Source organism: Roseibium sp., from assembly GCF_039982295.1.
Taxonomy (GTDB): Bacteria; Pseudomonadota; Alphaproteobacteria; order Rhizobiales; family Stappiaceae; genus Roseibium.
Genome location: NZ_JBDWYP010000055.1, coordinates 16,335 through 41,189, shown reverse-complemented (window position 1 = coordinate 41,189; position 24,855 = coordinate 16,335). Strand labels below are relative to the sequence as shown.

At 58.9% G+C, this 24,855-nt stretch carries 21 protein-coding genes; 9 read left to right on the top strand and 12 right to left on the bottom strand.

Annotation, left to right across the window (positions count from 1 at the left end; all coding sequences use genetic code 11):
• Positions 1-22 precede the first annotated feature (22 nt).
• The 5 genes from ABJZ52_RS11855 to ABJZ52_RS11835 form a co-directional block, all read right to left on the bottom strand.
• Complete coding sequence (locus ABJZ52_RS11855; RefSeq protein WP_348185730.1) at positions 23-790, bottom strand: SDR family NAD(P)-dependent oxidoreductase; 768 nt, start codon at positions 788-790, stop codon at positions 23-25.
• Between the two features lie 174 nt (positions 791-964).
• Complete coding sequence (locus ABJZ52_RS11850; RefSeq protein ID WP_348185733.1) at positions 965-2,317, bottom strand: adenylate/guanylate cyclase domain-containing protein; 1,353 nt, start codon at positions 2,315-2,317, stop codon at positions 965-967.
• 136 nt (positions 2,318-2,453) lie between these two features.
• Positions 2,454-3,278, bottom strand: coding sequence for an MBL fold metallo-hydrolase (locus ABJZ52_RS11845; RefSeq protein ID WP_348185735.1), 825 nt, complete (start codon positions 3,276-3,278; stop codon positions 2,454-2,456).
• A gap of 11 nt (positions 3,279-3,289) precedes the next feature.
• Positions 3,290-3,745: a Crp/Fnr family transcriptional regulator gene (locus ABJZ52_RS11840; protein ID WP_348185738.1), complete on the bottom strand. Its 456-nt coding sequence runs from the start codon at positions 3,743-3,745 to the stop codon at positions 3,290-3,292.
• Positions 3,746-3,834: 89 nt separating this feature from the next.
• A complete protein-coding gene (locus ABJZ52_RS11835; protein WP_348185740.1) occupies positions 3,835-6,429 on the bottom strand; it encodes an ATP-binding cassette domain-containing protein in 2,595 nt (864 codons plus the stop codon).
• 197 nt (positions 6,430-6,626) lie between these two features.
• Here ABJZ52_RS11835 and ABJZ52_RS11830 point away from each other — a divergent pair, with 197 nt between their 5' ends.
• The 8 genes from ABJZ52_RS11830 to ABJZ52_RS11795 all read left to right on the top strand — a co-directional run bounded on the left by ABJZ52_RS11830 (position 6,627) and on the right by ABJZ52_RS11795 (position 14,187).
• Positions 6,627-7,847, top strand: coding sequence for a glycosyltransferase (locus ABJZ52_RS11830; protein WP_348185742.1), 1,221 nt, complete (start codon positions 6,627-6,629; stop codon positions 7,845-7,847).
• A gap of 51 nt (positions 7,848-7,898) precedes the next feature.
• Positions 7,899-9,119, top strand: coding sequence for a glycosyltransferase family 4 protein (locus tag ABJZ52_RS11825; protein ID WP_348185745.1), 1,221 nt, complete (start codon positions 7,899-7,901; stop codon positions 9,117-9,119).
• A gap of 26 nt (positions 9,120-9,145) precedes the next feature.
• Positions 9,146-10,297: a glycosyltransferase family 4 protein gene (locus ABJZ52_RS11820; RefSeq protein WP_348185747.1), complete on the top strand. Its 1,152-nt coding sequence runs from the start codon at positions 9,146-9,148 to the stop codon at positions 10,295-10,297.
• Positions 10,294-11,448: a glycosyltransferase gene (locus tag ABJZ52_RS11815; RefSeq protein WP_348185750.1), complete on the top strand. Its 1,155-nt coding sequence runs from the start codon at positions 10,294-10,296 to the stop codon at positions 11,446-11,448. Before ABJZ52_RS11820 ends, ABJZ52_RS11815 begins: the two co-directional genes overlap by 4 nt.
• Positions 11,445-12,206 (top strand): polysaccharide deacetylase family protein, encoded by a 762-nt coding sequence (locus tag ABJZ52_RS11810; RefSeq protein ID WP_348185752.1) that lies wholly within the window; start codon positions 11,445-11,447, stop codon positions 12,204-12,206. The genes ABJZ52_RS11815 and ABJZ52_RS11810 overlap by 4 nt, the downstream gene beginning before the upstream one ends.
• A gap of 349 nt (positions 12,207-12,555) precedes the next feature.
• Positions 12,556-13,197, top strand: a complete 642-nt coding sequence (gene nthA, locus ABJZ52_RS11805) for a nitrile hydratase subunit alpha (RefSeq protein WP_348185755.1) — start codon at positions 12,556-12,558, stop codon at positions 13,195-13,197.
• Positions 13,194-13,853, top strand: a complete 660-nt coding sequence (gene nthB, locus ABJZ52_RS11800) for a nitrile hydratase subunit beta (protein ID WP_348185757.1) — start codon at positions 13,194-13,196, stop codon at positions 13,851-13,853. Before nthA ends, nthB begins: the two co-directional genes overlap by 4 nt.
• Positions 13,840-14,187: a nitrile hydratase accessory protein gene (locus tag ABJZ52_RS11795; protein ID WP_348185759.1), complete on the top strand. Its 348-nt coding sequence runs from the start codon at positions 13,840-13,842 to the stop codon at positions 14,185-14,187. The genes nthB and ABJZ52_RS11795 overlap by 14 nt, the downstream gene beginning before the upstream one ends.
• A gap of 16 nt (positions 14,188-14,203) precedes the next feature.
• Here ABJZ52_RS11795 and ABJZ52_RS11790 read toward each other — a convergent pair whose 3' ends face one another.
• Entirely contained in the window at positions 14,204-15,100 is an 897-nt protein-coding gene (locus ABJZ52_RS11790) for a LysR family transcriptional regulator (RefSeq protein ID WP_348185762.1), read from the bottom strand.
• 98 nt (positions 15,101-15,198) lie between these two features.
• On the opposite strand from ABJZ52_RS11790, the gene ABJZ52_RS11785 reads away from it, so the two are divergent.
• Entirely contained in the window at positions 15,199-15,486 is a 288-nt protein-coding gene (locus ABJZ52_RS11785; protein WP_348185765.1) for a DUF1330 domain-containing protein, read from the top strand.
• 447 nt (positions 15,487-15,933) lie between these two features.
• Here ABJZ52_RS11785 and ABJZ52_RS11780 read toward each other — a convergent pair whose 3' ends face one another.
• The 6 genes from ABJZ52_RS11780 to ABJZ52_RS11755 all read right to left on the bottom strand — a co-directional run bounded on the left by ABJZ52_RS11780 (position 15,934) and on the right by ABJZ52_RS11755 (position 24,831).
• Positions 15,934-16,530 carry a class I SAM-dependent methyltransferase gene (locus tag ABJZ52_RS11780; protein ID WP_348185767.1) on the bottom strand — a complete coding sequence of 199 codons (597 nt, stop codon included), beginning with the start codon at positions 16,528-16,530 and terminating at the stop codon, positions 15,934-15,936.
• A 65-nt stretch (positions 16,531-16,595) separates the two neighbouring features.
• Positions 16,596-17,783, bottom strand: a complete 1,188-nt coding sequence (locus tag ABJZ52_RS11775) for an ABC transporter permease (protein ID WP_348185770.1) — start codon at positions 17,781-17,783, stop codon at positions 16,596-16,598.
• Positions 17,780-18,805 (bottom strand): ABC transporter permease, encoded by a 1,026-nt coding sequence (locus ABJZ52_RS11770; protein ID WP_348185773.1) that lies wholly within the window; start codon positions 18,803-18,805, stop codon positions 17,780-17,782. The genes ABJZ52_RS11775 and ABJZ52_RS11770 overlap by 4 nt, the downstream gene beginning before the upstream one ends.
• Before the next feature lie 111 nt (positions 18,806-18,916).
• Positions 18,917-20,812, bottom strand: a complete 1,896-nt coding sequence (locus ABJZ52_RS11765) for an ABC transporter substrate-binding protein (protein WP_348185775.1) — start codon at positions 20,810-20,812, stop codon at positions 18,917-18,919.
• Positions 20,809-22,695 carry an ABC transporter ATP-binding protein gene (locus ABJZ52_RS11760; protein ID WP_348185808.1) on the bottom strand — a complete coding sequence of 629 codons (1,887 nt, stop codon included), beginning with the start codon at positions 22,693-22,695 and terminating at the stop codon, positions 20,809-20,811. Before ABJZ52_RS11760 ends, ABJZ52_RS11765 begins: the two co-directional genes overlap by 4 nt.
• A gap of 165 nt (positions 22,696-22,860) precedes the next feature.
• Positions 22,861-24,831, bottom strand: a complete 1,971-nt coding sequence (locus ABJZ52_RS11755; RefSeq protein ID WP_348185778.1) for an adenylate/guanylate cyclase domain-containing protein — start codon at positions 24,829-24,831, stop codon at positions 22,861-22,863.
• Positions 24,832-24,855 lie beyond the last annotated feature (24 nt).

Below are 24,855 nucleotides of genomic sequence, written 5' to 3'. Positions count from 1 at the left end.
CGATGATGCGCCGCCCCTCGTCTCAACGCGGCGCCATGCGGATTGCGCCGTCGAGGCGGATTGTCTCGCCGTTGAGCATCTCATTCTCGCAAATGGATCTGACGAGCTGGGCATATTCCGTGGCCCGACCGAGGCGCGAGGGAAACGGCACCTGTTTGCCAAGGCTGTCCTGCACCTCCGGAGAGAGGCCCAACAGCATCGGCGTTTCGAAGATGCCGGGCGCGATGGTCATGACCCTTATGCCGGATTGAGACAGATCGCGTGCAATCGGCAGGGTCATTCCGGCAATGCCTGCCTTGGACGCGGCATAGGCGACCTGCCCAACCTGGCCGTCAAAGGCTGCCACAGATGCGGTCGAGATAACGACCCCACGTGCGCCGTCTTCGTTGATCTGCTCCTGCGCCGCCATGGCCGCTGCAGCCAACGAGGTACAACGGAAGGATCCGACGAGGTTGACGGCAATCACCTTCTCGAACATGTCCATCGGATGTGGCTCACCGCGTGACACGGTCTTCGCGACAGGTGCAATGCCCGCACAATTGACGAGAATGCGCTCCACGCCGTGGGCATGGCGAGCGGCCGCAAAGCCGGTTTCAACGCTTTCCTGATTGGTTACGTCAACTTCAACGAAGAGACCGCCAATCTCTTCGGCTGTGACCTCGCCTTGCTCCTTGTCCCGATCGAAAATCGTGACCCTTACACCTTCACGGGCCAGCATATGAGCGGTCGCCGCGCCCAACCCTGATGCGCCGCCAGTGACAACGGCTGCGATCGTTTGATTCAACTGCATCTTTCCTCCAAATCAATTTATGATTCAAATCATTGTTTTTAAATGATTTTCATTGATAAATTGACTATTACGTCAATAGAAAGTTCAAAATGAACCCAAAGACGCTTTCGGTCAAGAGGCTGATGCCGTTAAGGGAGAGGCTGGACGGTTGCAGCTGAGGGCTGTCTGGCGAACTTAAGCGAGAACCACGAGATCGACCGGATTGCCAAGTCCAGGCACCAGGACGGCCGGTCGCTGCTCGGCTTCCGGTCCGGTGTAGCCCTGCTCTCTTGCAAGAGCGTAGGTCTTGCCGTCGGTCAGGGCGGCACTGCGTTGATGCTTGTTGGCGTCTTCCAGTTTCGCGGCCCGGTTCACCGCGTCCCCGATCACCGTGAACTCAAGCCTGTCCGTGCTGCCAACGGTTCCCACCATGATCGAGCCGGCTGCCACGGCTGTGCCGACGCGCAGAAGCTCGGGCCAGCCTGCCTTTGTAAAGCGCGATTGCTGAGCGGCGATCTCTGTCACCAGCCGCCTTGAAGTCCGTACTGCATCTGCCGCATAGGTCGAAGACGGCATCACCGCGCCGAAGGTAGCGAGAATGCCGTCGCCCAGGAACTTGTCGACCCGGCCACCCTCTTCCTGGATGATCTCGAGCGCGAGCTCCTGGTAGGCTGCAAGCACCGTCATCACTTTTTCGGGCGGCAGCGTGCTCGCGGTCGCTGTGAAGGAGCGGATGTCGAGATAAAGGATCGCAGCATTGCGAACGCTACCCTGCCCGGCGATCAATGCGGCTTCAGATGTCGTGATGGAGGTCGCAACCTCCGGTGCAAAGAAACGGCGCAGATCGGTCGCGGCAGCCTGATCGCGCGTCGCTTCGAAGAGCATAACCCTGCCCCTGTAAAGGGCAGCACTCAGAACGCCCGTGACCATCAGGATCACCATCGTCTTGTCTAGTTCTGCGCCAATCAGGATCGTGTTGCCGGTCAGGTAGTCCACGTAATTGCGGGTCACCCGCATGTGATCCATATCAGCCAGGACCGCATAGGTGACGAGACCGAGCCAACCGACAACCGCAACAAGACCGGTTGTCAGGACAAACCGCGGGTCGAAGCGCAAGGCACGAAGGGCGATGAAGATGAACACATACATCAACGTCGGAGCCTTCAGATAGAAGGTCGGATGCTGGCCATACTGGATGTGAAAGGAAAAGATCAGGCCAACGAGCAGCGCCATATCGACCGCGATCGACAAGAGCAAAAGCCATTTTGGCAGCTCTACCCGGTAAGACAGGGCGAGACGGGCGATCGTGAACAGGAAGTAGCCGCCAAGCGCCAGAGGCACGAAGTTGAAGCCACTGCTTCCTTCCGCCTTGGGCGCGACTGCATAAAGGGCCGAAAAAAACAGGACGATTACCAGCTGCACCCAGCCGATCAGGCGCTCCGAAGCGATTTCACGCTGATGGATTTCCTCCCGCACCCGGGTCGGCAGGCCGCTTTCCGGCGGTCCTCCCTGAAGTATATAGCGGATCCAACCACCCAAGCGCGCCATCTGGTCCTCATCGTGTTTGATGCTTGTCGGCCATGCTGATGGATCTGCGGGCCAGGCGCAACCGGAGCTAGCGCTTTGTGATGGGACGTGATCAGACCCGCCAAGACAGCTTCTTCCGAGAGCAGATCAAAGCGCGTCAGGGAACGATCAGCATGCCTTCCTTGGCAATGAGCGTACCGGGATGGATCGCTTCGGCAGCCCGCGCGATCTCGTCGAGCTCATCGTCACTGCGACGCGGGTCATGATGAATCAACACCGGAACTTTCACATTCGCCTGTCCGGCGAGCTCCAGCGCCTTCTGCCATGTTGAATGGCCCCATCCCTCGTAGGTCGGATATTCCTCATCCGTGAACATCGCGTCGTAGATCATGTAGTCGACGCCTTCGACAAAGCGCCTGACGCTGGCATCAATTTCCGGGTTGCCGTGCTCGTGATCGGTGATGATCGCGATGGACTTGCCGCGATATTCAAACCGATATCCGCAAGCGCCGCCAGGATGGTTCAGCTTCACAGTGCGAATGACAAGTTCCCCATCCCTTTCAAGCGTATCGCCAGCGGAGAAGGATTTGAATTCGACAGCTTTCAAGGTCTTTGCGGCAACCGGGAAAATCGGCGGCGACATGATGCGGCTGACAATGTCAGCCAGGCTGGTCTCGTCCTGAAAATGTCCTGCCCATGCACAAACCTTGAAGCGCTCATCGTAAGCAGGCTTGAAAAACGGCAGGCCGCAGATGTGGTCGAGATGCGTGTGGGTGAAAAGCAGGTCGAACTCGCGCGGCATCTCACGGCAGAGATCCATGCCGAGGTTTCGTGCGCCAGAACCACAGTCCACCAGAATCAGCGCATCTCCAGCGCGAATTTCCAGGCAGATTGTCTCCCCGCCGTAACGCAGGGTGCTTGCGCCCGGTGTCGGTGTTGACCCCCTGGCTCCCCAGCAGCGAAGCGAAAATTCTGTCGCCAATCCGTCTCTCCTTAAGCCGCAGCTTCCGAGCGGGCAGCGGCAAGATCACGTGTCGTGCGCTCAAGTCGCAGTGCCAAGGTTCTCATAACCTCCAGCGACATTTCAGGAAACTCCTTGAGCAATTTCAGGAAGTCGTCTTTCGATACCGTCAGGACATCCATGTCGGATGCTGCGATCAACGTTGCTGTCCTTGGAACGTCGCACAAAATGGCGATTTCCCCGACGATCGAATTTTCCTTGACCTGTGCAACGACCTTCTCACCGTCAGGCGTATTGACCATCACATTGGCTGCGCCCTTCAAGAGGATGAATGCGCTATCGCCTTCCTCCCCTTGCGTACACATGCGCTCGCCAGCCCTATACTCCATACGGTCGGAGATGAAGGCAAGCAGTCGGAGCTTGGTTTCGTCGATCCCGCGGAACAGGGGCACCTTTCTCAGGGCCTCGACTTCAGTTTCCAAAGACACAGTTACCTCCTTTGCCGTTTCCGGCAATCTTGCCTGGGCGATCATTTAGAAAACGCCCAAGTGCAGAAAAGCATCTTGTTCGCTCAGCCTCAAGCATGCTGATCGCTATCTTGGGACATACGCCCTTGTTCCAAAACCAATTTCTTTTGAAATTCGCTGGCCGCCGCTGCGTTAGGCGCGCCAAACAAAAAGGTGCGCCCCTTGAGAATTTCCTGCAGGGTCACGCGCAGCGCCTGATCTTCTTCACCCACGCCGGTGGCAATGTCGTCCAGGATGGTGAGCTTGGCATTTTTCAAAAGTGCGCGAACAAGGGCCAGTCGCCTGCGTTGGCCTGCAGACAGGCGCGATCCCGAGACTCCCACATGGTAATCAAAGCCGGCGAAGACAATGGGCTCGCGCAGTTCGGTCTCTTCGACGATGGTGCGAATTACAGCATCAATGCGCTGACGGGCATCCCGCCGATCGACACGCGGGCGACCGAAAAGCAGATTGTCCTCGATGGTCAGCGGCGGGAGATAAAGCTCCGGATCGATAGCGACAAAACTGTCACCGGCATCGACCACCTTCTTGTGGAATGTGGCGCGCGCAGCAACCACGGCCTCCTTCATGGCATCGTCCATGACGCCAAGACGGTGCCTCGCGGGGACCAGCTTGAACGCCAGCGCAATCAAACGGTCCTGATCGGCCTGGGTCAGTCCCGGCCTTTGCTGTTCGGAGCGCGCAACGCGGGTGATCCGGTCAAACTCGGGCAGGTCGTCCTGCGTGATGAAAGAGTAGTTCCCCAACAAGCCACTGTCGCCGCTGACGTTGGCAAACAGCTCGACCATGGTTTCCGCAATCTTCAGGCCGATCTCACGCAGCTTTTCGTCAAGCCCGGTTTCCTTGAGGAATGCCCGAACCTCGGGCAGTTCAGGCACATTTTCCATGCTGATCTCGGGATCGGACGGCACGGCGAAGAAGAGGTTCTCGGCAAGGCTCGCGCTGGCGTTGAATTTTGAGATATCCCAAAGCTCGACGAGGCCGGCAATTTCGGGATCTCCTGCAATACGAGCCGCAAGCTTCCTGCGCACCGCAAGAATACGATCGGCGAAAACATCATCCATCGCCGGATCAAAGCGAGACTGCAGGCCGAGACGATAAATGTCGGCTTCCAGGGAGACAGCCTTCAGCAGATCGAGGGCGCGAGCATCCAACCCCTGCATATCCTCAACACCTGCGGCTGAAAAATCATCCCAGACAGCTGCAAGATCGTAGGTAGGATTCTTGGTCTCGGCAGCTTCAGACAGCCGTCGCTTGTAATCCCTGAGCGCTGTCCCTTCCCGTTCGAGCTGCGCAAGCGGTCTATGACGGAGGCCGTAGTAAAGGTTGTCCCGGATCGTTCCTGTCCAGATATGAACCGCACCGCCAACGTAGGCGATCTCGCGGCCCAGAGTGGAGGCGGTGAGCTTATCCAGATCCCATTTGCCGATCTTCACCGTGCCTGAGGCGGGACTGACAAGTCCAGCAGCCAACTGCAGCACCTCCGAGCGACCTGATCCATCGGGACCAATGATTGCAAAGGCGTCGCCCTCGGGAACCTTCAAATTGATGTCCGTCACCTCCTGACCAGCGGCGCCGCCGGAGAAGCTTACGCCCGACATTTCCAGGTCACCGGTCAGCTCGACGCTCTCATCGGAGGTCAGGCGCTCGACCGGATAGATATCCGCCGGGTCGAAGTTTTCGACGACGGTCTGATACTTCACATCCACATCAGCCACGAGCTGATAGTACGCCAACAGTTCTTTCCAGGGTCCTGCCAGATCCTTGTAGGCGGCGATAACAGCCAGCAGCGCACCGATACTCAAATTGCCTTCAATGACGAGGTAACCACCGATCAGATAGAAGAAGAACGGTGTCAGCTGATTCATGAAGTTATTGAGAAACTTGATGAAATATTTGCGATTGAAGATCTCGTAGCGGATCTTGAAGTTTTCGTAGAGGCGGTCCGAAAGATCCGCAGAATGCCAGGCAGCAGCATCGTTTGCATGGATCTCCGGCACGCCGGAAATGCTCTCACCAACCTTGTCGGCAATCAGGCGGACGTTCTTCACCCGACGGCGCGACAGCAGGATCACCTTGCGCTGCAACTTGGGGATCACATAGCCCTGTACCGGATAGGACGAAATGGCAGCGAGACCCAGAAGCGGGTCCTGCATGAAAATAAAGCCGAGCTGCACCACCAGCATGCCGCCCTGATAGGCCGGGAGCGCGAAAGCCTCACCAATGAAGCCTCCGACGTCCTCGACCTCGGATGTGATCATCGGAATGATTTCGCCGGAGCTAACCTTTCTGAAATGCGGCAAGCGAAAGCGAAGGACGCGTTGAAAAAGCTCGAAACGCAGACGCCGCAGCATCCGCTCGCCAAGACGCCCCTTGTAGACGTTAATGTAGAGCTTCAGACTGTTGGACAGAACGACGAGTCCGAGAAAACCGATACACAGCAGCAGCAGGTAGGAAATCTGGTCGAATTCGAACCCGAAAATATCTCGTGGAAAATCATCCCCCTGAACCGCGTCATTGACAATCAGCTTGGGCAATTCCAGAAGCACATAGCTGACCGGATAGGACAGCACTGTGACGAGAAGGATGAAAATCTGTTGCTTGGCGCTAAATTTCCAAATGAAGCTAAAAAGGCTTTTTTCCATTACCCCATCCAGATTGACCTGCACCAACGTCGTGCAGCCGTCTGATTTTTAGTATATTACCCCTCGCAGGGGATGTGCCACTGATGTTTGACCTTCAAGCCAAAGATCAGGTCAGTTACAAGTAAGACCCGACCGAGGGCCTGCCAAGTGCAGGTGTCAACACCGCGAGCCGGATCGGCGCAACGAATTGGGGAAGTATGCGTTCGAATTCACCGAAAATCCTGATCTACAGTCACGATTCGTTCGGGCTGGGTCATCTCCGCCGTTGCCGCGCGATTGCTCATTCGCTCGTCGGGACGTTCGACGACCTGTCGGTCCTGATCCTGTCCGGATCGCCGATCATCGGAAGTTTCGAATTCAGATCGCGTGTGGATTTCGTTCGAATTCCGGGCGTCATCAAGCTGCGCGACGGCGAATACACACCGCTTTCCCTGCATTTGAACATCGATCATACACTCGCGATTCGGTCTTCCATCATCGAGCACACCGCAAAAGTTTTCGATCCCGACATCTTCATCGTCGACAAGGAGCCCCTGGGACTGCGCGGCGAAGTGGTGCCTACACTGGAAGCGCTGAAGGACACGGACACGCGTCTTGTCCTTGGATTGCGCGATGTCATGGACGATCCGGAGATCCTGCGCAGCGAATGGGAGCGCAAGAACGTCTATCCTGCGCTGCAGTCGCTTTATGACGAGATCTGGGTGTACGGCCCCGAGGGCATCTGCAACCCCGTCGAGGGTATCGACTTGCCGGAAGGCATCGAGGAAAAGTTGCGCTACACCGGCTATTTGCGACGCGGCCTTCCCGAAGGTGCCGAAACGCTCCCCAAGCCCTCTCCGTTCGGAGAGGAACCCTATATCCTTGTGACGCCAGGTGGGGGCGGCGACGGTGTCGAGATGGTCGACTGGGTCATGCGCGCCTATGAAGCGCGCAAGCATCCGCTGTTTCCGGCCCTGATCATTCTCGGCCCCTTCATGCCGGCAGCTTCGGTGGCCCAGTTTGTCGAGCGCGCAGAACACTTGCGCGACGTTGAGATCATTCGCTTCACGCCGCAGATCGAGCCATACCTTGCCAATGCAACCGCGATCGTCGGCATGGGCGGATACAACACATTTTGCGAAATCCTCTCGTTCGACAAACCGACCTTGATGGTGCCGCGCATCGTCCCACGCCGGGAGCAAGCGATACGGGCAGCGCGCGCCGAGGCAAGCGGCTTGCTCAGTGTCCTGCCGATTGACTCCTACCCAGATCCGGACCTGATGACGGAAGCTCTGGTGGCACTGCCGAACGCACCGCGTCCATCAGCTGCCGGTGTCGAGAACCTGCTGGGTGGACTGGAACTCATCGAGGAACGTGTCGGAGAGATCTTCGAGGAAAACCGGCCAGGCCAATCAGCGCAAAAGCTCGTCAACTTCTAGGGCGCCACTCCCGGACCAAAGCCCAACACGACCAATCACAAGAGAATTTCCATGTCCCGCATCGCCGTCGTGGTCAAAGGCTATCCGCGCCTTTCCGAAACCTTCATCGCCCAGGAAATTCTGGGGCTGGAACGGCGGGGCATTCCGTTCCTGATCGTAGCGCTTCGAAAGCCTTATGATCCGTTCATCCATGAATTGCACCGGCAAATCTCGGCCGAAGTGCTTTACCTCCCCGAATACGTCAAGGACGATCCTGCGCGTGTTGCCAGAGCAAAACGCTGGGCCGAAAACCAGCCGACCCATGCCAAAGCCAAGGCGCTTTTCGATGCAGACTTTGCGCAAGAGCACAATGTCGGCCGCCAGCGGCGATGGGCACAGGGCTGTGTTTTTGCCCATGAACTGCCTGAGGACATTTCCTGGATCCACACGCACTATCTGCATACGCCCTGCTCGGTTGCCCGCTATGCCGCACACCTGTCGGGCCGCGGATGGTCGTTCTCGGCCCATGCCAAGGACATCTGGACGAGCCCTGAATGGGATCTAAGGACGAAGCTGGACGACGCGGCCTGGGGCGTGACCTGCACCGGCGTCAACACGGCGCATCTCAAAGGTCTTTCGGCGGAGCCCGAGAAGGTCGAACTTGTCTATCACGGCCTTGATTTCACCGGTTTCCCGATGCCGCGCGAAACCCCGTCCATCCGCGACGGCTCAGGAGAGCCGGTCCGGATCCTGTCGGTCGGCCGCGCCGTCGAGAAGAAAGGCTATGACGACCTGCTGCACGCGCTCGCGCAGTTGCCCGATGGCCTCAACTGGCAATTCGTCCACATCGGCGGGGGAGAACTTTCCGATCAATTGCAGCAGCTTGGCGAAAAGCTCGGCCTTTCGGACCGCATCATTTGGAAGGGTGCACAACCGCGCGAAGAGGTGATCAAGGCCTGCACCGAGGCTGATCTCTTCACCTTGCCGTCCAAGCTTGCGAAATCCGGCGACCGCGATGGTCTTCCGAATGTGCTGATGGAAGCCCAATCCATGGGCCTGTGCTGCCTTTCCACACAGGTGTCGGCGATACCTGAACTTATCAAAGACAACGAAACCGGTCGTCTTGTGCCACCAGCAGACAGGACTGCGCTGGGTGCGGCGCTGGCCGAGTTGATTGCGGATCCTGCCCGGCGTGATAAGCTGGGACGTACCGCTTCGGACCACGTGCGCAAGGAATTTGCCAGCGCGCCAGGGCTTGATCACCTTGCCGAGAAATTCCGAAAGGTCCTATAAGGTTCTCAAGCACCGGGATCAGCAACTTGAAGATCGCCTTCACAGCGCCGATGAAGCCGCTGGACCATCCTGTCCCGTCCGGCGACCGAACCATGGGACGCCTGATTGTCCAGGCGCTGGAGTCACGCGGGCATGACGTTCGGATCGCCAGTCGCTTCCGGTCCTGGTCGAAAGACAGCGGCGAGGACGTTCAGCGAGCGATCCGCGATGAGGCCCTTGCGGAAGCAGACCGGGTGGCTGGCGAATGGCTTGCCGAAGGTTACCGGCCGGATGTGTTCCTGACCTACCACCTCTATCACAAGGCACCGGACTGGATCGGCCCCGCACTTGCCGACAAGTTCGGCATCGCCTACGCCATCGTCGAGGCAAGCCGCGCACCGAAGCGCAAGACCGGCCTCTGGGCCTTCGGCTTCGAGGCTGCCGATGCGGCTCTGGCGCGCGCAGATCAGGTCGCAGCCCTTCACAAGGCAGACAGCGAATGTCTGGCTGACGTGGTCTACAAGGACCGGTTGCGGGTTCTTCTGCCCTTCCTGAATTCTGAGCCATTTGAAGAGGCTGCGCGACACGGTGCGGAAACGCCCCATTCACCGCTTAAGCTGCTGACTGTGGGCATGATGCGTGACGGTGACAAGACCCGTTCCTATGAAGTCCTGGCCGATGCGCTGTCACGCGTTAGCGATTTGCCCTGGGAATTGACCATCATTGGTGACGGGCCCAATCGCGAGAATATTCTGGCGCGATTTCCTGAAACCCGTGTCCGCTGTCTGGGAGCCATGGAGCCAGAAGACCTACCGGACCTCTATGCGGCTCATGATCTCTTCGTCTGGCCAGCCATTCGCGAAGCCTTCGGATTTGTATTCCTCGAAGCACAAGCGGCAGGCCTTGGTGTCGTCGCCGGGGACACATTTGGCGTTCCCGACATTGTCCGGCATGGCGAGACAGGTCTGTTATCTCCGGAAGGCGACGTCGAAGCCCTTGCCGCCAATCTGCGGCAAGTTCTGGAAGCGCCTGAAAAGGCGAAATTCTTTGGCGATGCCGCGCGAGGTCATATAGCGGCCAACCACAGGCTGGAGGCTGGTGCTCAGCGCCTGGACGCCCTGCTGGAAGCAGCTCTCGATCAACGCTGGGACCGCACGCCTGCGCCGTCCCGTCCAGCAATCGTTCCGGACCAGACATGACGCTTTCGGCTTTCATCCACGTTCAGCATCTTCTGGGCACGGGCCACGCAGTGCGCGCCGCTGCCATTGGCAAAGCGCTGACCGCCCGTGGTATCGACGTGACCCTGGCAACCGGCAATCTGTTGCCGCCTACTCTGGACACGGCAGGCCTCAAGGTCGTGCAATTGCCGCCGGTGAAAAGCCCGGACGCTGCCTTCAACCGGCTGGTGACGCCGGGCGGCGATCCGATTGACGTCGCCTGGGAGGAAATGCGGACGGCCGCAACTTTGGACGCCTTTGCAGCCCGGCCCTATGATCTGCTTCTGACCGAAACCTACCCGTTTGGGCGCCGCCAGTTCGAGTTCGAGCTCTCTGCGCTTCTGGATGCAGCACGTCGGAGTGACAGGCCGCCGCTGATCGCCACATCCATCCGGGACATTCTCGTGCGCAAGCAGGAGCTTTGGAAAGAGGAATGGATGGCTGATCAGGCCGTGAAGTTCTACGATCGGATCCTGTGCCACTCCGACCCGGACTTCGTTCAGCTGTCCGACAGTTTTCCTTTTGCCGACAAGGTCGAGCATCTGCTGCGATACACCGGCTTCGTCGGCGGCGGCGAGCGCCCTGTCCCACCCGATGGTGTGGGTGAAGACGAGGTCATCATTTCCTGCGGTGGCGGCGCTGTCGCTGAAGGACTGTTGATGGCAGCTCTTGAGGCCCGCCCCCTCTCCCGGCGCGCTGAAGACACCCAGTGGCGGATTTTGGTCGGCCACGACATTTCCGAAGATGCGTTTCAGACCTATCGCAAAAGCGCGCGCGACGGATTGATCGTGGAGCGCGCGCGACGAGATTTTCCCGGGCTCCTGGAGCGGGCGAGGCTGTCAGTGTCTCAGGCAGGCTACAACACGGTGCTGGATGTGCTCATTGCCGGCGTCCCTGCGGTCTTTGTGCCCTTTGCCCAGGTAAAGGAAACCGAACAGACCCAGCGCGCCAACGCTCTGGCCACCCATGACCGGGCTGTCGTCACACCGGAACAGAACCTGACGCCCGAGCGGCTCGCCGCGGCGATCGACGACGCACTTGCCCTGCCCCGGTCATCTCACCAGGTACTGCTCGGCGGCGCGGAAAAAAGCGCCGATATTCTTCTGGAAGACCTGAAGGCCCGCGCTGCATGAGTTCAGACTTTGACCGTTTCCAGGCTGAGCTGATTGCCCATCTCGACTGGTTTGCCGAACGCGGCAAAAAGGTCCGTTTCTGGTGGCGGGATGATGATGCGGTTGAGCCGACCGAGGATCTCGACCGCCTGCTTGCCATCGCCAATGCCCACAACGTTGATGTCGCGCTTGCAGTCATTCCCAAACACGCAACGGAAGCGCTTGCAGAACGGCTTTCGAACGAGCCTCATGCGATCGTCCTGCAACACGGCTTTCAGCACAAGAACTTCCAACGCAAGGATCTCGGCGAGAAGGCCGGGGAACTGGGCTCACGCCGGGATCCGGATCAGCTGATCGCTGAACTTGCCGAGGGAAAGGCGCGTCTTGAGGAACTCTTCGGCGACCGCTTCGTGCCGGCCATGGTCCCGCCCTGGAACCGGATTGCGCCCGAGATCTCACGCCGTCTGCCCGGCATTGGTCTCGAGGGTTTGTCGACCTTCACCTGGCATCACTTTCCTCGTACCGGCCAGGTTCAAAGCCACGTCGACATCATCAAGTGGAAAAAGGACCGGCGCTTTATTGGTTGGAACAGCGCGCGCCTGCGTTTCGATCTGCAGCTCTGCCGCCGCCGCACAAATCCGGACGAGCCGCTCGGCATTCTCTCCCACCACCTCGCCCATGACGAGGGCTGCTACGAATTCCTCGACCGCTTCCTCGACATAGCCGCACACCATCCGGGGGCTGAGTGGCCGAGGGTGAAGGGTCTGTTTGGGGAATAGTCGCCGGTTCGTCCGACCGCCTCTGTCACTCTCCCCCCTTGAGGGGGGAGAGGAACCGTCGTCCCGCCCTCGACCACTCCGTCCTCTGCTACCCTGCCCTCTGCCGTCCCGGCCTCCGAGCCGGGACCAAGGGAGCCGGGACCGCCTGCGCATCGACAGAGACTTCGGGGTACTGGTCCCGGATCTCCGCTGCCGCTTCGTCCGGGAAGGCGGAGAGGGCTACAGTGCCGACCAAGGGACGCGCTGAAGACCGTCCGTCCTTCAATCAAATCCGCGTGGAGGCTCTTGGCGGGGCAAGCGAAATGAGCCTAAGATCAGCGTCCCGCCATCGTTTCTTTCGGAGCCTTTCATGTCTTCTCACGACCATGATCATTCCCACGATCACGACCACTCCGAGCTCTCGCCGATCGAGCTTCGGGTGCGTGCGCTGGAAACGCTGTTGACCGAAAAGGGCTATGTCGACCCACCGGCGCTGGATGAGCTGATCGAGACCTATGAGACCAAGATCGGCCCTAAGAACGGCGCTCGTGTCGTGGCCCGAGCCTGGAGCGACCCGGCTTACCGGGAGCGGCTGATGAGCGATGCGACGGCGGCCATTGCCGAATTCGGTTTCACAGGTCGTCAGGGCGAACACATGGTGGCGGTCGAAAACACAGCCGCCACCCACAACATGGTCGTATGCACCCTGTGCTCCTGTTATCCGTGGACGGTTCTGGGCCTGCCGCCGGTCTGGTATAAGTCCGCGCCCTATCGCTCGCGCGCCGTGCGGGATCCGTCCGGCGTTCTGGCTGAATTCGGCGTTTCGCTGCCGGAGGAAATCGGCATCCGCGTTTGGGATTCCACCGCGGAAGTGCGCTACCTCGTGATCCCGATGCGCCCAAAAGGAACCGAGGGCTGGAGCGAAGACCGGCTTGCCGAGCTTGTCACCCGCGACAGCATGATCGGCACCGGGCTGGCGCTGTCACCGCAAGCACTGGAGGCAGCCCAATGAACGGCGTACAGGACCTCGGCGGACAGATGGGCTTTGGTCCAATCGAGTTGGAGGAAAACGAGCCGAATTTTCATGGCAAATGGGAAGAGCGCGCCTTTGCCATCACCCTTGCCATGGGCGCGACCGGCTCCTGGACGCTGGACACGTCCCGCTTTGCCCGCGAGAGCCTGCCGCCTGCCATCTATCTCGGCACCAGCTATTACGAGATCTGGACACGGGGCCTGGAAAAGCTCTGCCTTCAAGCAGGGTTGATCAGCGAAGACGAGCTTGCGAATGGCCACAAGATCCAACCGCCCACTCCCGTGAAGCGCATCCTCAAGGCTGAGGATGTGGCCGCCGCCCTTGCCAAGGGCGGGCCAGTCGAGCGGCCGGAAACAACCCCTGCCGCCTTCAAGGTTGGTGACAGGATCCGCACCAAAGTGATGCATCCTGAAGGCCACACGCGCCTGCCACGCTATGCCCGGGGCTGCGAAGGTGTGATCGAAGCCGTTCACGGCGTCCACGTCTTTCCTGACACCAATGCGCGCGGCGACGGCGAGCAGCCGACCTGGCTCTATGGCGTTGCCTTCAAGGGCACGGACATATGGGGTCCGGACAGCGATCCGAAGCTGAGCCTGCGCCTTGATCTCTGGGAGCCCTATCTTGACCGCCTCTGACCTGATGGATGCCTCCCCCGCCATTCCCATTGGCGAGGATGGCCCGGCCTTCGCGGCTCCTTGGGAGGCCAAGGTCTTTGCCATGACGCTCAGCGCCTATGACGCAGGGCTGTTTACCTGGAAGGACTGGGCCCAGACGCTTGGCACGGAACTGGCGACCGACGCACCTGGCGCGCCCTGCAAGCCCTATTACGAACACTGGCTGACGGCCTTCGAAAAACTGCTGGCCGCCAAGGGCCTCACCTCGCTTGCCGACCTCGGCAGACTTCAGGACGCCTGGGACAAAGCCGCCCGCGCCACACCCCACGGCAAACCAATCACGCTCAAGAGCTAGTTCATTCTCTCGCAGATCAGGCACCGACACCCAGAAACCGGCCAGAGTTGGCCTTGAAATCATCAGCTGCAAAACGCACGAACCGGCGTATCCGTTCGACGTTTTTCAGGTCAGGATGTGTCAGCACCCAGATATCGAAGTAGCGGCTGAGTTCGAAGCCCGGAACACGCTCAAGTTCAGGGTCCGTGTCACCCAGAAAGCAGGGCATGCGGCCAATTCCCATTCCGGCCCTGACGGCAGACTGCATCGCGATCATGTCGTCGCAGACCACGGTCGTATGGGCATTTGGAAACCGCGCCCGAACCTCCTTTGGCGGCTGCTTGCCCCACCATTTGAATGAGACGCTCTCAATGGCGTCGGCGCTCGAACTGCTGGCAAAAACTTCTGTGTGGCTGCGCAGATACTCCCTGGAGGCGTAGAAGGTCCTGTTTTGGCCTGTTGCGATGCGGCCAAACAGGTTCTCGTCCGGTCGGTCGGTGACCCTGATGGCCACCTCCGCCTCCCGCCGGTGCAAACTGAGGATCTCGTTTGCGGCATTCATTGAAAGTTCTATACGCGGATGAAGCCGGGCGAAGCGCGCCATGGTGTCGGCAAGGCCGGACTGGAAAATCAGCTGGGCTGCCGTGACCCGCAAGGGGCCTTCCAGTTCGGTATCCTGAGCGGTGATACGCGTATCCAGACTGTAGAGTTCAGTCTCGATCCGCCGGGCGCTCTCGACAGCCTCACTGCCTGCGGGCGTGGGCGTCAGCCCATCCGGCAAACGCTCGAACAGACGGGTGCCAAGCCCCTCCTCCAAGGCCGAAAGACGACGCGACACCGTCGTGTGATTGACGCCCAACTTGCGCGCCGCCGCCGAGAGATTTCCCGCCGTGGCAACGGCCAGCACAAACTTCAGATCATCCCACTTTTCCATAGTGTGCATTATTGCACAGTATGTTTTTGTTTTTGTGTAATTTTCATCATCCGCGTCTGCGCCTATCTCCATGGTGTTCAACCAGAGGAGCACGATCCATGAGCATTCAAGCCCTTGCCCTGATTACCGTCACCGATCCGGACACCTTGGGAGAGTATCGGCAAATCGCCGGAGAGGCGCTCGCCAAACACGGCGGAAAGGTCGTGGCCGGCGATCCGGCACCGACCGTTCTGGAGGCAGCTTTCGAGGCACCAACCCTCGCCGCTCTCCTGAGCTTTCCAAGTGTAGAGGCCGCCACCGCCTGGCGCGAAGACCCGACTCTTGAGCCGATCCATGCCCTGCGCAACAAGGGCGGCAAATCCACCATCGTGGTTCTGCCGGGATAAGGACCTCCCATCCCAGCACGCGCCGCCCCGGCCGCAGAGCCGGGGCCCGGCAATCTCAGCAAAATCGTCAAAAGACCAATGAGTATGAGGTCCCGGATCTCCGCTCGCGCTGCGTCCGGGAAGGCGCAGGAAAGCCTGGGACACTGGCAACAAAAAGGGGCGCTGCGAGCGCCCCTCAGACTGCTGACAAAGCTCTTTCTTCACCGTAGTCACCGCGGCCAAGCGTAAACACGAGCCGGGGCCGGTGAGGCAAGAGCATTTCCATTTCAATGGAATCAATGAAACAAACACCTCGACTCGCCGGTCCCGGATCTCCGCTCGCGCTTCGTCCGGGATGACCAAATCAAGGTTTGTCATCAATCTCAGGGGCGTTGAGAGCGCCCCTTGTCGTGCTATTTGATGATCATCGCCGAGGTCAGCGGACCGGCTTGAACACCCCCATTCAAGTCAGGCCTGAACCGGCTTGACGAGACGCATGCGCCAGGTGACGCCCTTCTTGTCGGAGACGAGGCGGTAATCGTCGAGAACTTCCCACTTGCTCTCGTCATCGGTAGCTTCCCAGAGCTTGGCGATTAGCTTGTTCGCGCCGCTTTCCGGTCGCTTGGGCGAATACATGGACAGCGCGATGACGCCATCGTCCTTCAGGAAGGGCGCATAGCGCGCAACAACGGCAGCCGGATCCTCTGCAAAATGCAGAACCTCGTTGAAAACGATGGCTGAAAAACGTTCACCATCCTGCGGTTCGAACGTATGCATGTCGCCGGCACGAAGGGATGCGATTGACGGGTCGACATTGGCGATCTCCAGCGCGGCTGGCGCGAGATCCATGCCGACGTAGCGCTTGATGCCCATGGGTTGCAGACGCTCGTAGAGCAGGCCTTCGCCGCAGCCGATGTCCAGAACCTCGTCCATGGAGTTGGTCAGATTGAGCCACATGCCGATGATGCCGTAGCGGCCACTTTCCGGCAGCGAGCGCAGGAAAGCCCAACGGCCCGCTTCATATTCCTCGTCCCACCCTTCGGCGGTGCTGGCATTCTTCGACATGAGGTCTCCGATTGGCTTGCACCGCAGTTCATACACTGCGGCACCGATTCAAATTCGTCTCGGGATCACTTATAGGGATCGGCAGCGTCGCGCAAACCATCGCCGAGGAAATTGAACGCCAGAACCACGATAATAATCGGGATCACCGGCGCCATGAGCCAGGGGTAGACCGTGACGACCGAGATGTTCTGCGCCTCGTTGAGCAAAACGCCCCAAGAGACGGAAGGACGGCGAAGTCCGAGATTGAGGAAAGAAAGAGCTGTCTCGCCCAGGATCATCGAGGGAATGGACAAGGTCGCAGATGCGATGATGTGACTGGTAAAGCCCGGCAACAAGTGACGGGTGATCACGCGGCCAGGCTTGGCGCCCATCAACACTGCGGCGCGGGCGTATTCTTCCTCACGCAGGGACAGCAGCTTGGAGCGGACAGCGCGAGCAAGGCCTGGCCAGTCCAGAAGGCCCAAAATGATGGTCAGGCCGAAGTAGATCCAGACCGGGGCCCAGGTCACCGGCAGAGCCGCCGACAGCGCCATCCAGAGTGGCAGTTCGGGCAGCGAGCGCATGATCTCGATCAGCCGCTGGATCAGGTTGTCCGCAATGCCGCCGAAATAGCCGGCGATGCCGCCGAAGAAGAGACCGAGCACGATGGAGATCGCAACGCCGACAAGGCCGACAGTCAGTGATAGCCGCGCACCATAGATCAGGCCAGAAAGCTGATCCCGGCCAAGTCGGTCGGTTCCGAGCAAAAACAGTGTGCCTCCCTCGGCAGGGCAAACCAGGTGGAAGTCAGCGGTGAAAAGATTCCAGAACCGGTAGTTCACGCCCCTGCAGAAAAAGCGAAGTTTCTGCACCTTGGTCTTGTCGTCGGTGAAGACCCACTTGAGATTGGTCATGTCCACTTCGGACTTCATGCCATAAACGAACGGCCCGACAAATTCGCCTTCGTGAAAGAGATGCAAGGGCTGCGGCGGAGCATAAAGATGCAGGCTGTCGCGAGTGTTGGGCGTGTAGGGAGCGATTTGCTCCGCAAAGGGGACGCAGAGATAGAAGAGGATCAGCACCACCCCGGACCAGACAGCGACCTTGTGGCGTTTGAACTTCCACCACATGATTTGCCACTGGGACGCCTGATAGAAGCGTTCCTGTTCGGCCGTCAGATCTTCCGTGGTCGCGGGATTGAAGGGAGCCGGGTCGACGTAATGTTCCACGGTGTTTTCGTTTTCCGTGCCGTTGCCGTTCATGTTCGTGCTCATGAGGATGCCCTCCCGCCAAGACGAATGCGGGGATCAAGGACGGCCAATAGAAGATCAGACACGAGCATGCCAATCAGCGTCAGAACCGCAACAAAGAGCAGGATGAAACCAGAAAGGAATTGGTCCTGACTTTGAAGGGCGGACAGAAGAACCGGCCCTACCGTCGGCAGGTTCAGCACCACCGAGACAATCACCGAACCGGACACCATCGACGGGATCAGGTTGCCGATGTCAGCGATGAACGGGTTGAGCGCCATCCGTAGCGGATATTTGGTCAGAAGCTTGCGCTCACTCAGGCCCTTTGCGCGGCCCGTCGTGACATATTGTTTGTGAAGCTCATCGAGCAGATTGGCTCTCAACCGCCGGATCATGGCAGCGGTGCCCGATGTTCCGATCACTATTGTCGGAACAATCAGGTGAGCGAGTATGGAGAGCCCTTTATTGAGGCTCCAAGGCTGATCAATGTACTCAGGTGCCATCAGGCCGCCAACGGACAGTCCGAACCATCTGTTGAACAGGTAGAGCAGGATCAATCCGAGCAGGAAGTTTGGAACCGCCAGGCCGAAATAGCCCAGCAAGGTAAAACCGTAGTCGCCCCAAGAATATTGCCGGGTCGCCGAATAGATCCCGATCGGGAAGGAAACGATATAAACGAAGAGAATGGTGGCGAAGTTCAGAAGGACCGTGAGCGGGAGCGTCGGGCCGACAACGTCAGAGACAGGCTTGTCGAATTCGAAGGACCATCCCCAGTTCCCCTGGATCAGGCCATCAAAGCCATGAGGTCCGGACCAGAGTCCCACCCAAATCAGATAGCGTTCGAAAAAGGGCCGATCGAGCGCGAATTCCTTGCGCAGGAACTCAAGCTTTGCAACCGAGGAAGATTCTCCCGTCGACTTCAAAGCTGCGATCTGGTTCGAAATGTAATCGCCCGCCGGTAGCTCGATGATAAAAAACGTCAGGAAGCTGATGACAAACAGCGTCGGGATCATCGCCAGGATCCGGCGCGCTATATATTGCAACATTGAAACTTCCCCGGCTTCCCCGCACCCGCCTTTCCAGGCGCGGTGAGTCTTACATAAAATTCGGCCTTCCCACTCCCAAATCAGGAATGGGAAGGCGCGTTGTTTTCAGCCTTATCGGGCCTTGTCGTTGAGGTAGAACTCATCCATCCGGTGAAGACCGAAATGGGCACCCGGATCCCAGCCATAAATCGCCGTCAACGGCACGTTTTCCACTCCATTGATGACAACCGGCTGAGGAACTTCGGACACGAGACCGATGCGGATCGTCTCCTCAGCATGAATATCAAGAATCTCGGTCCAGATCTTCTCACGCTCGTCCTTGGAGGTGGACACGAGCCACTCGTCGTAGAGGGCCATCAAACGTTCGGCTGGTGCCCAATCCGGCTTCTCGCCGCCCTCGCCCGAGGTTTCGTGATAGTCACCCCAAGCGTGCCACGAGAGAACATCGCCGTGGACCGGAACAAAGTCCGACGGTGGCATTTCGGAGGTCGGGATGCCGTTTTCAACGCCCCACCAGACCGACATGACAAGGTCGCCCGTGATGGATCGCTCGCGAAGAATGTCACGTTGGCTCGGTTTGACGAAGAGCTTGATCCCGATTTCCTTCCAGGTCTCTGCAACAAGCTCCAGGGCATCGTCCTGAACCTGTGCTTCGCCGGATGTCTCAACGATGATTTCAAGGGGCCGGCCGTCCGGCATCAGGCGCGTGCCTTCGCCGTTGCGCTCGGTCAGCCCTATCTCGTCCAAAAGGGCATTTGCTTTCTCGGCGTCGTAGCTCGCCCACTTTGTCAGGTACTCCGACTGGTACAGGGGACTTGCACTGAGCACGGTGTCATTGCCTGACTTTCCAAGTCCGAAAAAGAGCGTCCGGTTGATCATGTCCCGGTCGATCCCAAGAGACAGGGCATGACGGAACCGCGTGTCGCGCAACAACTCACGCCAGACAGGATCCTTGACGGTCAGGTTCGGCAGGATCGAAATTTCCGAACCTTTGGCGTTCGCCCACAGAGCCGTCGTGTAGCCCTGGTTCGCTTCTCCCTGCTTCAACACCGTGATATCGGAGAAGGACAGGTTTCGTGCCTGAAGGTCGCTTTCGCCTGCCTGGGTCTTGGCAGCGATCAGCTTCTTGTCGGCAACGGTCATAATGACGTTGTCGATATAGGGGAGCTGCTGACCGGTGCTGTCGATGCGGTGATAGAAGGGATTGCGCTCGAGCACAAACCTGCGATCGCTTTCTCCGTCCCGGCGCTTCCAGGGCTGCAGGGTCGGAATATCCGGATTGCGGGCGTTGTACATATCGTCTTTTTTGTTGTGAAGCGGTGCCCAGCTCCGCGCCTTCACGTCAGCGGCAGCCTTTTTGATAAAGGCCGTGTCGCCATATTTTTCATGGAACTGCTTGAGATAATGGGCCGGCCGATAGATGAACGGCGGTCGCGCCTTGGCCAGCTCGGGCAGGAAGAGCGGGTTCGGGTCATCCCAGGAGAAACGAACGGTTGTCTCGTCCAGCACTTCGAATTTCGGCCCTTTGCCATTAACCGTCAGGAACGGCGGCAGGCCTGACGGGTTCAGGCTCTCGTTCAGCGCCACGTCTTCAAAGTAATAACGGATGTCTTCTGCGCCAAATGGAGCGCCATCGGACCACTTGTGGCCTTCGCGCGTATTCAGTGTGAAGATCCGTCCATCCTCGACTTCAACGCTTTCAAGAAGGTCGGGAAGGAGCTCCAGGGATTCGTTGTAGCCAACAAGGCGCGCATAGCCCCAGACATTGATCAAGCGAACATCTTTCGAGCGGCCGATCAGCGTGTCCAGTGTCCCGCCGTGCGTTCCGACAGAGCGGCCCGTGGCGGCCAGATCGACGATCAGAGGTTCGCTTGGAACACGCTCGGCGATCGGCGGCAGATCCGTGGCCAGACCCGGCGTTTCCTTCAGTTCCAGAGCAGTCGCCGAATTGGCGGCAAGTGAAGTGGCGATGAGCGCTGATGCACAGAGCCCCGTCCAGAAATTCATGCTGCAGTCCCCCTGAGAGCGCTTCGGGCGTCCACGCCCGGTGCGCATACAAAATGATCTTTTTCAAATTCTACGAGCGTCGGCTCGACGCCATCGACTACTCGGAATGGCTCAGGCCACTGCGAGGGATCCGACGCCCGGTTTTCGCCAAGGGCGTCAAAATCGAGCGGAGTCTCGAGATCCGGCTCAGGCACTGCCGACAGAAGCGCCTTGGTGTAAGGATGGAGCGGATTGGAGACGATCTCCCGGGTTTCCCCGATCTCGACCACACGTCCACGGCACATGACCGCAATGCGATCGGCGATATAGTCGACCACCGCGAGATTGTGACTGACGAACAGATAGGTCAGGTTCAGGTCCCGCTTCAGGTCCTGAAGCAGGTTGAGGATCTGGGCCTGCACCGACACATCAAGCGCTGATGTCGGTTCATCGCAAAGCAGGAACTCTGGGTTGAGCGCGAGTGCCCTGGCAATGCCGATACGCTGGCGCTGACCTCCGGAGAAGGAATGGGGATAACGCCGCAGGAAACGGGCATCCAGACCAACCAGGTTCATAAGGGCGCGTGCCCGCTCGGCCTGATCGTCAGGTGTGCCGATGCCGTGGATCTGCAGCGGCTCGGTCAGAATATCGTTGACGGTCATGCGCGGGTTCAGTGACGAGAACGGATCCTGGAAAATCAGCTGCACGCGGCGGCGGTAATCCATCAGATCCTCACCGGACAGCTCCGCAATGTCCTTCAGCCCCTCGCCCCGGTCGTAGAAGACCTCACCTTCGCTGAGATTGATGGCTCTCAAGATCGCCTTGGCGGCTGTGGTTTTACCCGAACCGGATTCCCCGACAAGCCCAAGACATTCGCCGCGCCGGATGGTGAGGTTGATCGTGTCGAGTGCGGTCAGCGTTTTCGGCGCGGTCCCGAACAGGCCTGCCTTGCGGAGATTGAACCTCTTGGTGGCGCTCTTCACCTCCACCAATGGTTTTCCGGGTTCAACGGTGCACTCGATCCGGCTCTTCTTCAGATCTTCGGCGTGGACCTCGATCGGGCGGATTGGTTCCAGCCGCTCATTCTTGTCCATGTGAAAGCTAGGCACAGCCTTGAGCAATGCTTTCAGATAGGCATGTTGCGGATCGTTGAAGAGCTGTTGCGCCGTTCCCTTTTCCATGATGCGGCCGTGATAAATCACCACGACCTCGTCAGCCATGTTGGCAACGACGCCGAAATCATGGGTGATCATCAGGACAGACATTTCCAGTTCTGACTGGACATCCTTGATCAGCTTGAGGATTTCCGCCTGGATTGTAACGTCGAGAGCAGTTGTCGGCTCATCGGCGATCAGGAGCGCAGGACGGCAGATCATCGCCATTGCGATCATTGCCCGTTGGCGCAGCCCGCCGGACAGCTCAAAGGGATAGGCATCAAGAGACTGCGCAGGGTCGGGGAACTGGACCAGACGAAGCATTTCCCGCGTCAGCTCACGTGCTTCTGCAGCGCCAACATTGCGATGGAGCAGCGCGGCTTCGCCGATCTGGTCGCCAATGGTGTGGAGCGGCGACAGCGATGTCATCGGCTCCTGAAAGATGATCGCGATCTGGTTGCCGCGCAGATGGCGCATTTGCTGGCCCTTGCGCTCGAGCTTGGTGATATCGACAGGCGGCTCGCTGCCGCGCGGATCGTCCAGAACGACGCTACCTGATGTCACATGGGCCGACGCGGGCAGAAGACCCATAATGGTCTGGGAAATAACGGTCTTGCCTGACCCGGACTCTCCCACCAAGGCCACGGTCTTGTTCTGTGGAACAGTGAAAGAGACATCGTCCACCGCGCGGACTTGCCCTTCCGCAGTTTTAAAATCAACGGTCAGGCCGTCGATCGACAGAACATTCACAGCCAATCCCCTCTGCTGCGATTAATCGCTTTATCCAGAAGCAGTAGGCCTCTGTCATCGGGGAAAAGACAACCACAAATCCCAGTCACTTAGCAACGGTAAAGGCTGAAATAGGCGAAGTGTGACACAGATCACATTCCGTCAGCCAGGCGCGGGACCTTGAGCTTATTCAGCCGCGGTCGGGGATAATACTGCCGAGGCGTCCGGCACGGCGCAGAACGGATCAAGCTTCCAGACCTCAAGGGACGTCGAACGCCCCCTGAGAGAGAACTCGCCAGCGCGGTCTTTTCCAGGCTCAGCCGGCAGACGCGCAACGGTTTCGGCACTTGCCAGAATGACCACCTCGTCGCCATCGCCGACTTCTCTGCCGAGGGTCTGAAGCCTCTCCGTCACATTGACCGTGTCTCCGACCACCGTATAGTTCCACCGGTCAAGAGCGCCCACGTTGCCGACCACGGCTGTGCCGGTGTGAATGCCGATCCGCATGCACAGTCGGTTCTGGCCGCATTCTTCCGCCTGATCATTCACCTTCTGCAAGGCAGCTGCGATGTTTCTGGCCGTGCGCACAGCAGCAGCGGCATGATCGGCTCTTGCATCCGGAGCACCCCAGAAGGCCAACATGCCGTCGCCGATAAACTTGTCGACCGTTCCTCCCTCGCTCTCGACCGCTTCCACGAGGATCGCGAAGTGATCGTTGAGATAGCTCGCTGTTTCCCTGGCGCTCATGTGTTCGGACAGCGCGGTAAAGCCGACTATATCCGTGAAAAGAATGGTCAGCTCCGCCTCGCGCGCACCCGCTGCATCCTTGCCGCCGAGCCGCATCAGTTTGGCAAAGAGCGACCTTGGGACATAGGTATTCATCGCCTTCAAGCCATCCACCATGGAGTTGAAGGCGACCGCCACCTGATCGAGCTCCTGAACACGGCTGCGCGGGAGCGGCTCGACTTCATCGAGCGCCAGACTTCCCACGCGCTCGGATTGTTTGGCCAAAGCCTTCAGCGGCCTCGCAACGCGCCGCCCCATCCAGATCGCGATCAGAACAGCGATGATCAAAGCACCGATACCAACGGCCGCCGATCCGGTCAGCCGCCTCACCTCGCGCGAAATGGTCACGCCCCTGAAATACTGGCCAATGATCCAGGGTTCGTCGGAATAGCCGGGGATCACGACGCGCATCATGATGAATTCGTCATCGGCCGTTTCGATCCGCGACACTTCGATGCCGAGCTCGGCAGCTTTTTGAAAGCTCTCCAGCCGGTCACCCGTATTCATCGCCGCAAGGACCGGATCACCCAAACCACTGCGCGCGACCGGCAACGTCTTGTCGGTCACCTCTCCGGTCTGGAAGACCTTCATGTCGGAATGAACGACGACATCATCGCCGTTGGCAATGATGAAGGTTGTCGAATCCTCCCCCTCATCAAGAGAGTGGATTGCCTCGCCCAGCGCCTTGAGCGAACTGGCGGCGGTCAAGGTGCCGATCATTTCGCCGTCGACGACAAGCGGTACGGAAATATTCGCGAATTGTCCCACGTCGCTGTGAAGGAGCGCACCCCAGGTCGGACCACTGTCCGCGGTCATCCGTGGCAGCATGTAAGTGCGTTCGCCGCCGGGGGGGATTTGGCGCTTGAAAGGCCAAAGCTTGCCGTTGGGGCCCTTGAACACACCAAAATTGTCGTCGTTCAGATCCGTCGCGACCAATACGTTGATGCGCGAATTGGACGCCACAGCCAGCGACATCTTCTCGAGCGCTTCATCGACATTGTCGAAACTGATGCTGCCATTGTCGAAGAACGGCTTGACGTCAACGACGGCGTGTTCAACGGAAGCAAAGTGATCTCGCAGCTGCCGGTCGATGGCCTGCGTGATCAGGATCGCCTTGTCATTCAGCAGCGAGAAGGTGTTCTTGAAATTGGCCAGGACCGAAAGATACAGGACCAGCGCAAGAGCCACGGCGACAAAACCGCCGAAGCTGAACGATATGATCCGGGTCAGCGGCACCTTCACGCGGCGCTTCTGTCCTTTTTCATCAATCTTGCGAATATCGCTCATACGCTTGTGCGCCTTCTTGTCCAGCTGGACATTTCCATCCCATTCCGCCGCGCCGGTGCGAATCCGGTCGAGCAAATCAAGCAAGGCGCATAACGGCAATTGTGATGC

Excerpts from the sequence above, each read along its gene's own strand:
- ABJZ52_RS11815 (WP_348185750.1), top strand. The coding sequence starts at position 10,294 with ATGACGCTTTCGGCTTTCATCCACGTTCAGCATCTTCTGGGCACGGGC.
- nthA (WP_348185755.1), top strand. The coding sequence starts at position 12,556 with ATGTCTTCTCACGACCATGATCATTCCCACGATCACGACCACTCCGAG.
- ABJZ52_RS11770 (WP_348185773.1), bottom strand. The coding sequence starts at position 18,805 with ATGTTGCAATATATAGCGCGCCGGATCCTGGCGATGATCCCGACGCTG.
- ABJZ52_RS11825 (WP_348185745.1), top strand. The coding sequence starts at position 7,899 with ATGTCCCGCATCGCCGTCGTGGTCAAAGGCTATCCGCGCCTTTCCGAA.
- ABJZ52_RS11785 (WP_348185765.1), top strand. The coding sequence starts at position 15,199 with ATGAGCATTCAAGCCCTTGCCCTGATTACCGTCACCGATCCGGACACC.
- ABJZ52_RS11835 (WP_348185740.1), bottom strand. The coding sequence starts at position 6,429 with ATGGAAAAAAGCCTTTTTAGCTTCATTTGGAAATTTAGCGCCAAGCAA.
- ABJZ52_RS11780 (WP_348185767.1), bottom strand. The coding sequence starts at position 16,530 with ATGTCGAAGAATGCCAGCACCGCCGAAGGGTGGGACGAGGAATATGAA.
- ABJZ52_RS11765 (WP_348185775.1), bottom strand. The coding sequence starts at position 20,812 with ATGAATTTCTGGACGGGGCTCTGTGCATCAGCGCTCATCGCCACTTCA.
- ABJZ52_RS11855 (WP_348185730.1), bottom strand. The coding sequence starts at position 790 with ATGCAGTTGAATCAAACGATCGCAGCCGTTGTCACTGGCGGCGCATCA.
- ABJZ52_RS11850 (WP_348185733.1), bottom strand. The coding sequence starts at position 2,317 with ATGGCGCGCTTGGGTGGTTGGATCCGCTATATACTTCAGGGAGGACCG.
- ABJZ52_RS11810 (WP_348185752.1), top strand. The coding sequence starts at position 11,445 with ATGAGTTCAGACTTTGACCGTTTCCAGGCTGAGCTGATTGCCCATCTC.
- ABJZ52_RS11830 (WP_348185742.1), top strand. The coding sequence starts at position 6,627 with ATGCGTTCGAATTCACCGAAAATCCTGATCTACAGTCACGATTCGTTC.
- nthB (WP_348185757.1), top strand. The coding sequence starts at position 13,194 with ATGAACGGCGTACAGGACCTCGGCGGACAGATGGGCTTTGGTCCAATC.
- ABJZ52_RS11790 (WP_348185762.1), bottom strand. The coding sequence starts at position 15,100 with ATGGAAAAGTGGGATGATCTGAAGTTTGTGCTGGCCGTTGCCACGGCG.
- ABJZ52_RS11775 (WP_348185770.1), bottom strand. The coding sequence starts at position 17,783 with ATGAGCACGAACATGAACGGCAACGGCACGGAAAACGAAAACACCGTG.